Below are 15,464 nucleotides of genomic sequence, written 5' to 3' on the forward strand. Positions count from 1 at the left end.
CTTACTCTCTTCTAGCTTTTTCGCTTCTTCTTGTTTCTTACTCTCTTCTAGCTTTTTCGCTTCTTCTTGTTTCTTACTCTCTTCTAGCTTTTTCGCTTCTTCTTGTTTCTTACTCTCTTCTAGCTTTTTCGCTTCTTCTTGTTTCTTCTTCTCTTCTAATTCCTTTTGCTTCTCAACCTCACTCACTGGGTTTGCTGTTTCATCTACTAATAACTTCTCAAAATCTTGAATTTTTTTATCAATCACTTGTAAATTAACCTCTTTATCAACATACTCACAGTTTTCTTTCACTATATGAAAACCAGCATTCACATACGAGAATACTTGCTTATTCGATTCAGTTGTATTTCCTTTTAACTCTTCTTGTATTTGATTATAAGGTTCTTCTATTGATTTATATACTTTTTGTAACGCTTCTCTCTCAGCAGTTATTTTCTCACGCCCTTGCTTCCACGTAATAAGCGCCTGTTCTAACTCTTGAATGGAGGTAGCAGTTTCTTTTGATTTCATCCCTTCATACTCATGCAAAATGACTTCCTTATGTTCCTTAGCTTGTTCTATTAATTGATCAACTGTTTTTGGAAAAATACTTGCTGTCGAAATTGTAGCCGTTACTTTCGTTTCATGAACGAATGACGCTTCTGTATAAGTCATCATTTGAGAGCCTAAATAAAAAGTAATAGAACACAAACATGGCAATATAAGCATCTTTTTGAATTTGCGAGGTGGCTTCAGCATTTTAATCTCTCCTATCGAACAACTCGTTCTTTATCAAGAACTATATCTTTATTATAATAAAGTGAATTACAAAATGATATACAAATTATGTTTCTTTTTATATTTCTCTTTTAACATAAAAAGAGACTACCGCTTTTGATAGTCTCTTTTTGTTGTCCTTATTGTTTTCCTTCAGCATCGCCTTGTTGTGCATCAAACGTCCAAGTTAATTGTAACTTATCGCCTTGGAATTCATTTTGATCTTTTTTATTATCAACAAACTCAAATTTCACTTTGAATTTATCAGATTTACCTGCAGAAATACCTTTTTCATCCCAGAACCAAGCAGCTAAATCGTTATTTACCGCAGTAAGTGTGTCACCCTTCAATTTATCTAGCGTTGTTTCCTTTACGATTGTTTCATGCTTGTCTACATTTTTTAAGAATGTTACTTTAATATGCTTACCAAAATCATCTTTATTATCTTTCTTCACATCTTCTACTGTATAATCTGTTTTTAGTAGTACTTTTTTAATATCTAATGTCCCTTTATTTTCTAATTTAAATTCTTTTTCAACTGTATCACCAGGTTTTAAATTGGATACATTAACAACTGTTGATGGATTTAATGCTAAATCCAGCGTACCAGCCGCAAATGTATTGTTTGACACTTCTTTATCACTGAAAAATGCAAACGTTCCTCCGCCAACTAATGCAGCCCCTAATACTGCTGATGCGATACCCATTCCTAATTTTTTCTTTAAAGTCATGTCCATATCCCCTTAATATATATTTGTTAATTTCCTAATAGGAAACTATAACCAAAATAACTAGACGGATTGTTCTACTTTTTTCTCTTTCTTTTCTCCATCAATGCTACGAATCGCACTAAAAATAGTAATCGCTGAATAGCCTAGTAAAAAGATTCCTGGAATAATAAGAAGTAAAGCAGCTCCAGCTTTTGAATTCGCATAATTTAATGCATACCCTGCATAAGGAACTGTAATATCTGCATATTTCCCAATGACATTATCCGCAAGTACTGGTTCTAAATCAGGGCCATTGTTGTTATCCCCTTTTGTTTCATACATTACTTTTCCATTTGTATCTTTCACACCGATAATACGGTGAGTGATAATTTTTTCATCTTTCTCTTTAAAAGTAATAACATCACCTTTTTGATATTTAGAGCCATCTTTCGTCGGTTCTATCGCAATGATTGATCCTGTTAAAAATGTTGGTTCCATCGATCCTGATAACACTGATTTAAATTGATATCCCATCACCGTTGGATCCCCACCGCTAGCTTTTGAAGAAATAACTACAAAAGCTAAGCAAACCATTAATGCAAATAAAACAAATGAGATAACGTTGCTAATCACCTTCCAAATTAATTTCATTGTTTCTCTCCCTCTCCGTTGTTTTATATTATTTGAAGTATGCAATATTCACCTTCGTTCTTTAACAAGAACACAAGTAAATAATATAACGAACGAAATGGAAATGCAATAAGAAAATTTACAATTATTAGTTATTTCCAATATAAAAAGGACTGTGACAAATTCTCTTCACAGCCCTTTAAACTAGTAATTTATTTTTCTTCTGATTTCATTCCTTTTGTATTTCGGCGTAACACTACAAATAAAATGGCTCCAAATAATATGGCAGCACCTATCCCAATGCTTATTATTTTCACGTTTGATTCATTTACTTCAGGCTCGATCGTATCTTTTTTAGGCATTGCAAAAGTAACATCTTCTTTAGAAAGAACATTAACCGTCGCAATTGTTTGATTATTCTTTGTGATATCAACTGCCCCAACTACCTCACCACGATGAATTCCTTTATGATACAAAGAATCTTTATCTAATGAAGCCGCACGGAAAATCGTCCTCACATTTTTTCCTTCATCTTTCTTAAGCATCACTTCTGCACTTTTTTCAAGCTCGCTATCAATATCTTTATTTAAATACGTTGTCTTTTGATGCCAACTATGTTTATCTAGTACAGTTTGCTTCACAAATTGACCAAAAGAATAGTCCGCCATCTGCTTTAAATCTTCATAAATTTCAGGTCTTTGAGAAGCCATTACTACATTTATAATACGATTTCCATCCTTCTCATTTAATAGAACGAGCGTATTGCGTGCTTCATTTGTAAAACCTGTCTTACCGCCAATACTAAATGGATTTTCAAAATAAGTAGATTTATTAAAAATAGAAACCGTCTGCCTAGATGTCGTAACTGTCGTCCTTTTCGTATTCATCGCTTGCAAAATCTCAGGGTACTTTTGCACACCTCTCGTAATCATAGCCATATCAAATGGTGTTGTATAATGATTCGGATCATGCAATCCATTTGGCGTGACAAAGTGACTATCTGTCGCCCCTAATTGCTTCGCTTTCTCATTCATCATATTAGCGAAATTCTCAACACTTCCGCCAATACGCTCCGCAATCGCATACGACACATCATTTGCACTCAGTACCATTAAAATCATAAGTGCAGTATTTCTATTAATCGTCTCACCAGGTTGAAACTCAATTTGATAATTACTCTTCTCTTGATCTAATGCTAATTGTGAAAACGTAAATTGATCCTCTGGCTTCGTATGTTCCATAAGTAAAATCGCCGTTAACACTTTCGTCATACTAGCCGGAAATGCACGATGATGTGCGTTTTTGTCATACAAAACATCTCCAGTTTTCGCATCAATCGTAGTTGCAAACTGACCAAAAACATTTGGCCCTTCCTTAGGTGGTGGTGCCACTTGTTCTGGATTCACTCCAATATTCGTCTCAGCACGTAACGTCATAGGTGTCAAAAAAAATAAACAAATAACGGTAATGAAAGCCAAAATTTTCTTAAAATTTACCATATGACTCTCCCTTTTCACTATACTCTCACAGTTTAAAAATTGAATCTACCAATCTACATGTAATTTGTATTAAATTGGAAGAATATTTACTGTTTTTTACTATATCATACTTTTACGATGAAGAACATAAATATACAATAAAAAATAAGAAAGAATTATTCTTTCTTATCCTTCTCATCAATCAATGAATCTATTAAATTTTGACTAGCTTCCTCAGGTGTAATCTCATCTGTCATCCCCATAAACGACCAACCTTTAGAATCGACCCACTCAACAAACTCTTGCAAAAACTCATCATGTGTAACATCCACATCAAGAATTGAGCCATTAATTGAAATCGTTCTATTTTTAGATACGCGCATCTTGAACGTTTTCCTTACCATTACGATAATTCTCCCTTTACTTTTGAATATTTATAAAATAATCTTGTATCTCTGTTATACATGATTTTCAGTAAATTGTAAAAAGGATATATTGGCCAATTTGCATATTGAAACTGAAAATCTATCATCCTGCAAAAATATGAAACGATATGCAAATGATCATAAATTACTGAATACATTCACATAAAAATAAAACAACTTACATTGTATCACACCAAATACAAATGACTTTCGTACAATAGAATGGAATATACTAGAAGAAAACTTATAATGAGGAGGAACTCCATGGCGCGTTGTACGTATTGTAAAACGAAGTGGAAAGTAAAAGATGTGTGGTCGATACTCGTGACATTCGAAAAGGATTACCCGTATTGTTTTGGAAGGCAGTATCTATCTAATGACACCTTTCTTCATGCTAATGCCGCTCTACCTCTATTATTCCTATGTCCTTTACTTGTTGATTTAAACGATGAAAACCCTTTGGATAAATATCTTAAATAATACGACCGCTACATCCTACTAAGTTTTTTCTCATTATTATCCCTTCAGATACTACTCGCATAATTGCATATGATTTCCCTTTTAAAACTTACTGAAAAAATATTGCGAAATTTCAGTTCATTATATATAATTGCTTTAGCATAAAGATTGAAGAGGCTGTTACATACGCACTTTTGAAGATCCCGTAGCTCAGCAGGGAGAGCGCCACCTTGACAGGGTGGAGGTCGCTGGTTCGAGGCCAGTCGGGATCATAGGAGAAACCCCTTGCATTGCAAGGGGTCTTGTTATTTATTAGTACTTTTAAGGTATTACAAAGATGCTTATTCTTATATTCTGGTCAAGATTTGGTCAATAACCGTTTCTTTTGCTCAACTGTTACTTTTTTTATTAGGACTAAGTTTTATTCTTATACCTACATAGAGGATAGCAAAACTAAAATCTTTCTGCTAGTTTTTTTAAATTTTGGTACTTTAATACACAGTTTCCTTATTAAATAATCATGTCACCCTGACACCATAGAAACCCAGAAAGCTCATCCTTCTGATCGAACATTATCAGATAGTTTAAACTTCAATTTGTCAGAATACCTAAAATTAATAAACTAAATTTCTTCTCCTTAATTTGCTTCAAGGGACATAGATTACATACTTTCTTCAATATCTATAACTTTTTCCATAAGTTGCAAACACCCCAGAATAACATAATCTAGCATCTTAATAAATACAAGTTAATCATAGAACGGCCACTTAATTTGATTAAATTCAAATAGCATCTTATTACCGACTGTTGGCTCAATCGATTTGACGAACATAATTTTACCTAACAGCCAATCCCTATAAGCTGACTTATTGCTACCACTTTTATTCTTTATATATTCTAAATGTTCCTTTACTCCCCTTTTTTTCAAAAAAAGTAGGTGTTTCCAAATATCTCTTTTGTATTTTCGAGGTACTCTTAAACTAGTACCAGACACAATAAGGCCTGTAACTTTCTGCTGCTGCCCCTTTTTTCGCAATAATATTTTAGAGTGATTCAAATAGAAACCCTCATCTCGAACGATTTTATCTATCAAACTAATTTTCGGCAAACGATCATCCTCACCAGAAAAAGTTATGTCATCAGCATATCTCGTATACTGTACACCTAAAAAATCTGCTAGCCCCTTTAATCTTACATCTAAACGATATAAAACCAAGTTTGCAAGCGCAGGGCTTGAAGGAGCACCTTGTGGTAGAAAGGGGTGATCATGGTAAATAAAGTTAGTAGGACAGGTATCTTGGTAAAGTTTCTGTACATATTCGCCCGTTTCCGTAACAGTACAGAGCTTTGCTAAATCAACAGCTAAATTTGGGTGATATCCCAACGACTTAAAAACATTATAAACTTGTTTCTCTGTAACCATATCAAAAAAACGATACAAATCTAGTTTAAGAATTGCTGGCTGACCCAAATGTATTGTTGCATTTTTTTTTATAGAATCTCCTTTTTTAAAACCTATACAACTTTCATGAGTCCTAACTTTAGCAAGAATACTGTATAGTATCCAATGTTGGATATCTTTAAGAGTATTTTGAGGACATCGAATTTCTCGATATCCTTTCACTTTTTTGCTAATTTTAAATAAACCGTAATATTTCCTTCTATTCCTGATTATCTCTCTTATTTGTATATATGGAATATCCAACGTTAAAGCAAGATGTTTTAATGAATATAAAACTGGAAGGCCCAGATTCTCTAATTTTTCTGCATACTCTGTTGTACTTTGTATAAATTCTTTTGAATGGCCTTCAGCTTTCGCTTGATTTATAAAATCATTCCGAGGGAAATCTCCGTTCATTTCAGTTACCTCAATTTCTTCTGAATAATACTGTTTCAGCGAACGCGTTCGCTTGAAACAGCCTGTGCAACCCGCAGTGAAGCAAGTGGGTGTGCAGGCTTGTTATAAAGTTGCTTTATGCCACTAAGACAAATGCCTTAGCCTCTACACTCCCTATGAAGTGAATCTAGTAGTAAACGGAGGTAGATTCGTCTAACTGAAGTTTACGTCTCCCCTCGAAATGATTTGGGAACGTAAAGTACCGTAGGAGCATTAATAGTAGATCTAACCTCTCTCAACCGATACTCAATGACCTTACCCAATATCTCATTATACATTAATTCACCAAATTGGGTTAAATTTTTATTTTGATCAAATATTTTTCTTTTTCTTCCCTCTTCCATTAGGTCTTCATAATCTTTCAGAGCTATACCAAGTATTTGGCATATAACTGGTATAGCTCTTCTCTGTTTTAACATGCGAATTATACAGAAAATTTGAAAGTCAATTTTTAAGATATAGTTAAATTCTTCTGTACCGTTTTTCCTATTCCTAGTTCCTTGACCTGTAGCTATCTTTGAATAAACCTCAGTATCTAGGACTCTAACAAGACTTAACCAGTAAGCAACTTCTTTCCGGAAGTCTTTAGACCAACTCATGCGGTCTTTTGAGTATCTAGGAAAAATCGGAAACCATTTTTTCCCGGATGACCAAAAAATAGGTAATAAATTATTTGGTGCCCCATATGAAAATGTCACCATCCCTTGAGTATTTTTATATCCCAACGGTTCATTCCAATTTATGCGTTGACCACATGCATAACAGAATTCTCGAAGTTCTCGAACTCGTTCGTATTTTCCGAATGGAGAGCGATTCTTTAAAAATGCTTTATAATGTTTTTTCCAATATATTACCTTACAATTGCTAATTTTCTCTTCTAATTGATTTACAGCATTTTCTTGTACTACAACTGATATCCAATAACTCGGTGTATCAATTCCTATCTTATCCTGAATATAATTTTTATAATATTTTGCTGCGGAGCCCCCACTCCCAAAATAATCGTCTACAAACACAAAAAAGTATTCTTTCCCTTTATACTCGCTTAATTTTTCAACATCAACTACTATTTCGAATCTGTGTTTGTTTTTATCGAATATTTGTGTTTTTCTTAAAAAATAAACCATGGCGGTTCCACTTTTGCCAGGCATACCAACTGGGACAACTATAATTTTTGTACTTTTTCTCCTTTTTTTGATTCTCCTTTTAATTAATTCATCGATATAGACTTTTTCCGGAATATCGGGCAGTATTACTTGTAAACAATAGTTATATGCTTCGAGTATCTCCGAGTCGTCTATATACTCTACCATGCTTAAAACGGTTAGTGCATCTTCCCATTTTGTCGGTTCAAAATTCTTTAACCATCTTAAAATGTCAAGTTCATCTACCGCTCTATTAAACCTCCTACAGATAAGATGGATTTTCTCTTGGTATTCTTCTAATTCTCTTCTTAAGTTTGAATCTAAAATAATCTTTTTTCTCACAATAATCCCTAATTTCTTTTTTTATAATTTTACTATGCATACCATTAACAGGTACATAGCAACCTATACTAAGTATCTCAGTCAATAAATTAAAAATGGATAGAGCTTTTTTCAGTATAATAAGTTGACTTCTGAAAAAATTAGCTTAAATCACCTTATATAAGTTATTAATAGAAGTCTATACAAAGGAGCAGTTTCGTTACTAAGTACAAACAACTTATAGCTGTATAGCTATAGAATGAATACAAAAAAATTCGCCCTCTAGTATTTGTTCATCTCAATGTACATTTTATTTTTCAAGTATTTATAACTGATGCCTGTACACCATTCAACAAACTGGTCTCTTCCTATTACAAAAATTCTTCTTTTTCCCCATAAAAAACCCCCTCCATAATAAACAGTACAGTAACTTCCTTTTAACTGTCCACTATAGGGGGATAATACCACAATATATAAATTACTATTTTTTTCAAAACAACCTTTACAAAGGGTACATTTCAATTTTTTAAGGTTCTTCTTTTACTATAACTGCTCCCCTAATAATTATTACTTTAGAGCTACCTTATTGGTCATATCTTCGTTCCATTTTTCTTAGCAATAATTACCTCAGCCTTATTCTCTCTTATCGTCTAATAAGATTCCCATAGATAAAAACAAGATAGCCTGTTTTATATAGAGAAATGAGTATCAAAAGCGTATCTCCTCTAAGAGGAATTAAACAAATTTAATCTAAATTAACTTCAACATAATACTTATCATCCTCACCAAACAGCATTTTGCCAAATTTGATCGCCGTATCTTTCTGCATACTAGGTAATAAGTGGCTATAAGTATCAAGTGTAATTCTTACATCAGCATGTCCCAAACGTTCTGATACAATCTTTGGATTTACTCCTTGTAACAGCAGTAACGTAGCATGAGTATGTCTCATATCGTGAAATCGAATTTTAGGGATATCCGCTTTTTTAATGATAGATTTAAAGACTCTACGAATATTACTTTTATGAGTAGGTGTACCAAATTCTGTACATACTACTAAATCTAAATTCTTATAAGAACGATTTTTTTCTCTTTCTCCCCTTATAAATAGCCAATGCTTTTTTAAGGCTGTAACCGTTTCTTCTGGTAAATCAATTGTTCGTGAACCTGATTTTGTTTTTGTATATGGCAACAAGTCTTTCCCATCACTACTAAGCGTTTGTGTGATACGCACACACCCGTTTTCAAAATCCACATCTTTCCAACGAAGTCCCAGTATTTCTCCTTGTCTCATTCCTGTTGTTAAAGCTAGTAAAAAAGCTATATAGTATCTTCCACTCTTTTTGGCATACTTCAAGAACTGCCTTACCTCTTCTACATCCCATACCGTTATCTCTTTCTTTTCTGCTTTCGGCCGATCTACAAGAGAAGCAGGATTACGAGCTATTAGTCCCCATCTTTCGGCTTTTTTCAATGAATCATTAATTAATGTATGCACCTTTTGAATATTTTCATCCGACAAAGCTTTTTCTTTTGTTAGCTTGTTATATAACCCTTGTATAATTATCGGATTAAGTTTTGTTAGTTCTACATCTCCTATTGCTGGAATGATATGTTTTTCAACAATCCATCTATATGTATTTAGAGTTTGCTTCTTTACCTTCGTCATTTTATCTTCTAAAAATCGCTCTAACAAATACTCTTTGTAGAGAATTTTATTTGGCTGTATATATGTTCCCAATGTTAGTGATTGTTCTAACTCTAACATTGCTTTGTGCGCTTCTTGCTTTGTTTTAAATCCTCTCTTTTTAAATTGTCTTGGTTTGCCGTCTTCTTTTTTTCCATGCGTTAAAATAAAATACCATTTCTTAGTATTTTGATCTTTCTTTACTGTTCTGCCTGCCATTATCTTCACTCTCCTAAATGTACAAGTAAAAAAGCAGCGACAATTTCATCGCTGCTTGAAAGATTAATAACTATTTCCCGTGTACTCTTCTATTTTCATGTTCACTTTAGAAAGCACATATTGTTGAATACATACCTTAGGAATTCGATACGACTTTCCAATTTTAAATGATTTAACTTTTCCTGATTGTAATAATTCGTATGCTTTATTTCGTCCAATGTCTAACATTTCCATTAACTCTTCTACGTGTACAACATCATCATAATTCTCAAACACTGCCGATCACCTCTTTTCTTAACGTTCAAACTTATAATATCTATCTAGAAAATCTATCTTTACTTAAATGTTTATGGAATATTAAATGTAATCATCTTTCGTTATTTGATATTAAAAAGCTTTATTCAATATGTTTTTGGAAGTAGATTTACTCCTTATTTGCTTTCTAAAATCACCTAAATGTATAACCGTAATGTCACCATTCGAATCATTTTTCTCTATAAATTTTCTTAATCTCTTTGAATTCCCATAATATAACCACAACCTGTTTTCGGTATGAACTGCTTTCAATTTAGCAATCGATCTTTTACGCAAACCTCCGTCTATTGATATCGCCCACTCAATATGCCCTAACTCATTCATCCAAATCACGTCAATATAACCACTTTTGTTCACAGCATAGTTTTCTAGTTTCATCCTTGCTCCTTCATATCCAAATTTTCTCCCTAACCTAATCACATAATTACATAAATTTCTATTCAATTCATCACTGTTTTTCACATCTTTTAACAGTACATTTATTCGCTTAACTACCATATTTTTAACATATATACCATCAATCGTATTCAGCTTAATCACCTCGTCGTATTTTATAGCTTATTAAAAACAAAAAAAGAGATGTATTTTCTACAAAGCGTAGCAACCATCCCTTCATCACTCTATTACACTGCTTACAAAGTACTTTCTCTCCCATAACATTCGTAAACTTTTAATCGTCCACTATATTATTAGACTGTTTTTCTTGGTAATCTTTGAAATAATTCAAAATGTCCTCTCTCAGATTTGGTAATTTTGATATTCCCCACTCTGAAGGTAACGCAACTGGATTAACTTCTAGCTTTCTAATCTGATTTAATCTTTTACTAAACCAATCTGCAGCTTTTTTACCATCTGGTTGCATCTCTATATATTTCATTCTAGCTCTCCATATACTTCCTTCTCGATTAATTAATTCATAGCATTTTCGCAATGCAACCCTTTGAATTTGACATGAAACCTTATTAATAATCTCCATACCTTGATCATAAGTATAATAAGTTCCAGAACCCACGATAAAATCATAGAAGTACATAATTCTTTTCCTAGTTCGCTCTATGTCTAAAAATGTTAAAACTGAATTATCTTTTGTTTTTATATAACGCCTTACATCTCTAGTTTGAATTTCTAGACGAAATTTCCCTCTTAGTTCCTCGAGATTGTTATATTGCTTCTTTGTCTTTCTTTGCTTAATACATTGAGTTAAATAACGATCATACCAATTAATCGTTATGTTTCCCCCTATATATACATTATTTTCCGCATCAAAATATTGTAATGAATTTGAATTACACATATAATTCGGCAAATTCCCTTTTTTAAATAAGAACATATATCTAGAAAGTAGCTGCTCGTCTACTTTTAAATCAATTGCATCATCAACTCTTTTTACTTTCCAACAAAATAGATCTGGAGCAACCAGACCTATTTTATTTCTCAATATGTAATTAAATTGATGCCGCACAGTTACAAATTCATGAAGATGCGTAACATTATTGTAATTCCCTGCATCTACCAATAACTTTGGTCTTAACAAAATTTCCATTGCTCTATAACCATGTTTCTTATTATTTCGTAACCTTATTTCTTCAAATCCATATTTCGCTAAACCATAGGTAATCAATGCATTGTTATCACTTCCTTTCTTTTTATGAATAGGGCTTAATGAGTTACTTCTTAAAAATAGACCTAACGCATTAACAGCTGCACCATACTCACGTTTAGTAAATTCCCAAGTAATGTACATGGTATCAATCACTACACAAACACCTCCTGTCTCGTAGAGTAGGGAAAATGCAATAATACAAAGAGTGTAAGCGGAGGGGGGGATATAATTTAACTCAAAGAAATGTTACATACAAAATAAAAAAGTACACGTTAAAAAACGTGTACTTTTTTATTTTTCTTTCTGTTCTTTTATGTATTCTTTCGCTCTTGCCCAATCCAGTCTAAAAGCCTTTATAGAAGACTTAGCTACATTTATCGTTTTCTCTATGGTACTAACTTGAATTTTTTTCATTTCTTTATCAGGATCTGGTTGCAATATAACTCTATTTTTATATAGTTCCTCATAAATTTCTTTTCTCATTTTTAAAGAACTAATTTTTTGTTGATTATCATTTGGCAACTCTTCAATTCTTTTAAAAATATTGTTTGGAATATATAAAATCTCTTCACTTTCAAACCAACCCACACTACTAGAGTGATCAAGTGAACTATCGTTTTTATCCTGAGGTTCGTTATTTTCTAGCAATTGAAGTAAATTTTCAACAAAATAAATATGTTTAGCTTTTGTACGTTCTGTATCCACTGAAATAATAGTTGTACTTTTATGTTTAAAAACTTGTAAAGCATCTTCTTGATAATGCTCTATCATTTTATCATCTATTACTTCAATACTACTTCCGTAATTTAGTAACAAATTGAAACCAACTAATAAAAGTGAATCCATGTGTATTTTGTTTATATCATATTCTACATCATCTTTATTAAAAAGGTTTTGGTAATCTTTATAAAGTTCAACCAATTCCTCTCTAATATTCTTTCTTTTTTTTATATCACTAAAAATTTCAGTAAAAAAATTAATAAAATGAGCTACACACATTGTAAACGATTCAGAATTTAATTTAGCCTTGTTTAATAATGATGTATCAACCTGAATATCGCTTATATTCAAATTCAAAGTAAAATCTTGATTGATTTCATCTTCATTTAACAAGAGAAGCATATTCTCATTATTATAATTATGTAATAACTTTCGGGCCATGGATATTTTTTGATTCGGTTTCTCAGTATTTATAATAAAAACACCATCGCGAATTTTGGATGACATACTTCGCAATTCTTCAATGCTGCAAGGTCCATTAGAATGAAATGCCGCATTAACACTTTTTATATTCGGCTGTCTATCATATAAATTACAAAAAAGATTCGCAAGTTCAATCCGACTTAAGTCACCATTATTTCCCGTAATACATATACAGAACTTATTTAAGTTTGACTCGCTATATTGAATTAAGCTTGTTACTACAGAAAGAAATGTATATGCTAGCAAAGGTATTGTTATCTTCTTATCCGTAATATCTATCATAGCCATCGTATCTTGAAAAGCTTTTTCTGGTAATATATCCTTATTCATCTTTAGTTTGTACTTAGATAACAAATTCTCATCATATATAATACCGTTACTACAAGAATTCATAACAGGAACATATCCCCATTTACCACTACATTTTATCCATCCCGTTTGATCTGTGTATATAATTTTCGATTTTTTCTTTAATTTTGTTTCTGCATATTCACGCATAACAAGAAGGTATTTATCGTATTTTTTTATAAAATTGCTATTAGCCTTTAACCTAAACTGCTTCTCAAGCATACTCGAAGCCAACCAATCTGTTTTCTCTAACACTTCTGTTCGTAAATCGATGTCAAAAATATCATACAAGCGTTCATTTAATTTTATAATTCGAATTCTTAGTCCTACTTCTTTTTCCTCTCTACCACTTGAATAGTATATCTTATGAGTTGGGTATATAAAAAAATTATTAATCACCTGATCGTTAGGACCTGTAATATCAAGATTCCACCTTATCGACATATTGACTTTATGCTTTTTAAAAATACGTTTAAACTCTTTACTAATCTCAAAAATTGCTTCTCTTTCATTTCGCTCGAGTCTTTTACTTTCTAAATTGTTGTATAGCTTTTTTGTTTTTATAGTGTCCATTTCAAACTCCCCAATAAAATTTAATTACTATGTAAACAACATTACAACAGGAATGAAAAAACCAGATAAATAAGAAATACACATAATTATCATAATAAAATTATATTTATCTTTCTAGATAAAGTTCCATATTGTAATATGTAATCTTGTAATTTTGTAATTTTTTATAGAGAATAATGACTCAAAAAAAGAAAGGAACAAGTTATTTGTTAACTGCTCCTTCTGTAGTCTATCTATGAACAAAATATTATCGTTTTAGTATTTCTACTTACATTTATTTCTTATTTACTTTATAAGCTCTTAGCAGTTAATAACTATATTTCAATACAATCTTTCTTTTCTAAATAAAATCATCCTGCCACTCACGAAGACACCTAGAAGCACATAAATAAAAAGAATTATTTCAATCTCTTCTATATAAAATGTAATTTTAATCACTTATCTTTCTTACCAACTATTTGTATAATAACTTTAATCACTTCAAGTATGATCTCACCAGATTTAGAACTCATCCTTTTCACCTCTACTTTCAATGTTATTCCTTATTTAGTAATCTGATGGTAAAAGCATAGTTGCATATTCTTCACTATCCACTAACCACACTTTACAATTAATCCCTCCCTTAGAACTCAACTTAAATTTGTATTCCAATTGCAAAGGCGGATACTCCTGTGTATTACAAACAAGTTGATATTCCTGATTTGATTCCAACTCAAATACTTGTAAGTAATCCAATTGATCTCCAGCAGCTTTTCGACAATCAATAATAAGCCATAAAAATTGTTGTAATTCGAATGGAATTATATTCTGTACCGCTTTTGTAGCATAACGCCTCTGATTTACATCAAACATATATGTCCTTCCTCCTTTTATTTAAATGACATAGGCAAATTATATTTCTTCTTACATATGCCCTTTTTCTTTGAGTGAAATAAAACTCTCCTCACAAATAATAAGATGGTCTAACACATCTATACCTACAACTTTTCCTGCTTCAATGAGTCGTTTTGTAACTTCAAGATCTTCTCTGCTTGGAGTGGGATCATTACTAGGATGATTATGTGCAACAATAACTGAAGCAGCATTTGAAATAATTGCTGGTTTCAGCACCTCACGTGGATGTACAATACTATAATTTAAACTACCAATATGACAAACGTTGATAGCAGTAGGTTGATTTTTAATATCAAGACAAAGCACAATAAAATACTCTCGATCAGCCCCATCTAGAAATTGCTTAAACAACAAACTTGCATCTTCGGGAGATTTCACTCTTCTTTCTTTGTAAAGAAGACTGCTCTCTTTTACCATTTTTAGTTTTACGATGTCGACTCGTTTTGCTGGTTGATTCATACAAACAGATGATTCTAATACTCCTTGCTTGCCTGATCTAATCTCACGATATATCACTTTTTACTCCTCCAATCATAAGAAAAGGGTTACTCTTCATTGGAAAAGCAACCCTTCTTGTATTAATTCATATAAATAATATATATTTATTAAGTTGAAGTTTACCGTATACTTGTTATCTTCTGTATAATAAATTCCCGTCTTACAATTGAAAACTACTATCTTTATTACCAAATAGAAAACGAAGTTAACAATATTATATAGATCCTAATTTATTAATCATGACATTATGTTTCATATATTATCAAAATACACTTTACTGTAAAACAATTGTTAATCCATTAA

At 31.9% G+C, this 15,464-nt stretch carries 15 protein-coding genes and 1 tRNA gene; 2 read left to right on the forward strand and 14 right to left on the reverse strand.

The window, feature by feature from the left end:
- The 5 genes from MR079_RS08365 to MR079_RS08385 all read right to left on the reverse strand — a co-directional run.
- On the reverse strand, positions 1–738 hold a 738-nt coding region (locus tag MR079_RS08365; RefSeq protein WP_242293846.1), incomplete at its 3' end, for a DUF4047 domain-containing protein.
- A 158-nt stretch (positions 739–896) separates the two neighbouring features.
- Positions 897–1,487 carry a CalY family protein gene (locus MR079_RS08370; RefSeq protein ID WP_098556540.1) on the reverse strand — a complete coding sequence of 197 codons (591 nt, stop codon included), beginning with the start codon at positions 1,485–1,487 and terminating at the stop codon, positions 897–899.
- A 60-nt stretch (positions 1,488–1,547) separates the two neighbouring features.
- Entirely contained in the window at positions 1,548–2,117 is a 570-nt protein-coding gene (gene sipW / locus MR079_RS08375; protein WP_000767811.1) for a signal peptidase I SipW, read from the reverse strand.
- Between the two features lie 191 nt (positions 2,118–2,308).
- A complete protein-coding gene (locus tag MR079_RS08380) occupies positions 2,309–3,595 on the reverse strand; it encodes a D-alanyl-D-alanine carboxypeptidase family protein (RefSeq protein WP_087994540.1) in 1,287 nt (428 codons plus the stop codon).
- 155 nt (positions 3,596–3,750) lie between these two features.
- Positions 3,751–3,978 (reverse strand): hypothetical protein, encoded by a 228-nt coding sequence (locus MR079_RS08385; RefSeq protein WP_000251858.1) that lies wholly within the window; start codon positions 3,976–3,978, stop codon positions 3,751–3,753.
- Between the two features lie 285 nt (positions 3,979–4,263).
- On the opposite strand from MR079_RS08385, the gene MR079_RS08390 reads away from it, so the two are divergent.
- Complete coding sequence (locus MR079_RS08390; protein ID WP_139869736.1) at positions 4,264–4,479, forward strand: hypothetical protein; 216 nt, start codon at positions 4,264–4,266, stop codon at positions 4,477–4,479.
- Positions 4,480–4,657: 178 nt separating this feature from the next.
- Positions 4,658–4,730, forward strand: a tRNA-Val gene (locus MR079_RS08395).
- A 476-nt stretch (positions 4,731–5,206) separates the two neighbouring features.
- Here the strand turns inward: MR079_RS08395 and MR079_RS08400 are convergent.
- From MR079_RS08400 to MR079_RS08440, 9 genes are all read right to left on the reverse strand, one after another.
- Positions 5,207–6,316, reverse strand: a complete 1,110-nt coding sequence (locus tag MR079_RS08400; protein ID WP_242293847.1) for a reverse transcriptase family protein — start codon at positions 6,314–6,316, stop codon at positions 5,207–5,209.
- A gap of 203 nt (positions 6,317–6,519) precedes the next feature.
- A complete protein-coding gene (locus MR079_RS08405; RefSeq protein WP_242293848.1) occupies positions 6,520–7,842 on the reverse strand; it encodes a phosphoribosyltransferase-like protein in 1,323 nt (440 codons plus the stop codon).
- 724 nt (positions 7,843–8,566) lie between these two features.
- A complete protein-coding gene (locus tag MR079_RS08410) occupies positions 8,567–9,727 on the reverse strand; it encodes a site-specific integrase (RefSeq protein WP_242293849.1) in 1,161 nt (386 codons plus the stop codon).
- 63 nt (positions 9,728–9,790) lie between these two features.
- On the reverse strand, positions 9,791–10,003 hold the full coding sequence (locus tag MR079_RS08415) for a helix-turn-helix domain-containing protein (RefSeq protein ID WP_098162888.1): 213 nt from the start codon (positions 10,001–10,003) through the stop codon (positions 9,791–9,793).
- A 111-nt stretch (positions 10,004–10,114) separates the two neighbouring features.
- Positions 10,115–10,420, reverse strand: a complete 306-nt coding sequence (locus tag MR079_RS08420) for a hypothetical protein (RefSeq protein WP_242293850.1) — start codon at positions 10,418–10,420, stop codon at positions 10,115–10,117.
- A 292-nt stretch (positions 10,421–10,712) separates the two neighbouring features.
- A complete protein-coding gene (locus MR079_RS08425; protein ID WP_242293851.1) occupies positions 10,713–11,798 on the reverse strand; it encodes a hypothetical protein in 1,086 nt (361 codons plus the stop codon).
- 138 nt (positions 11,799–11,936) lie between these two features.
- Positions 11,937–13,769, reverse strand: coding sequence for a hypothetical protein (locus tag MR079_RS08430; RefSeq protein ID WP_242293852.1), 1,833 nt, complete (start codon positions 13,767–13,769; stop codon positions 11,937–11,939).
- Between the two features lie 546 nt (positions 13,770–14,315).
- Positions 14,316–14,621, reverse strand: a complete 306-nt coding sequence (locus tag MR079_RS08435) for a DUF960 family protein (RefSeq protein WP_242293853.1) — start codon at positions 14,619–14,621, stop codon at positions 14,316–14,318.
- A 51-nt stretch (positions 14,622–14,672) separates the two neighbouring features.
- Positions 14,673–15,179, reverse strand: a complete 507-nt coding sequence (locus MR079_RS08440; RefSeq protein ID WP_242293854.1) for a JAB domain-containing protein — start codon at positions 15,177–15,179, stop codon at positions 14,673–14,675.
- Between the last annotated feature and the right edge of the window lie 285 nt (positions 15,180–15,464).

Origin of the sequence: Bacillus cereus group sp. BfR-BA-01381 (genome assembly GCF_022663555.1) — a bacterium.
Taxonomy (GTDB): Bacteria; Bacillota; Bacilli; order Bacillales; family Bacillaceae_G; genus Bacillus_A; species Bacillus_A pacificus.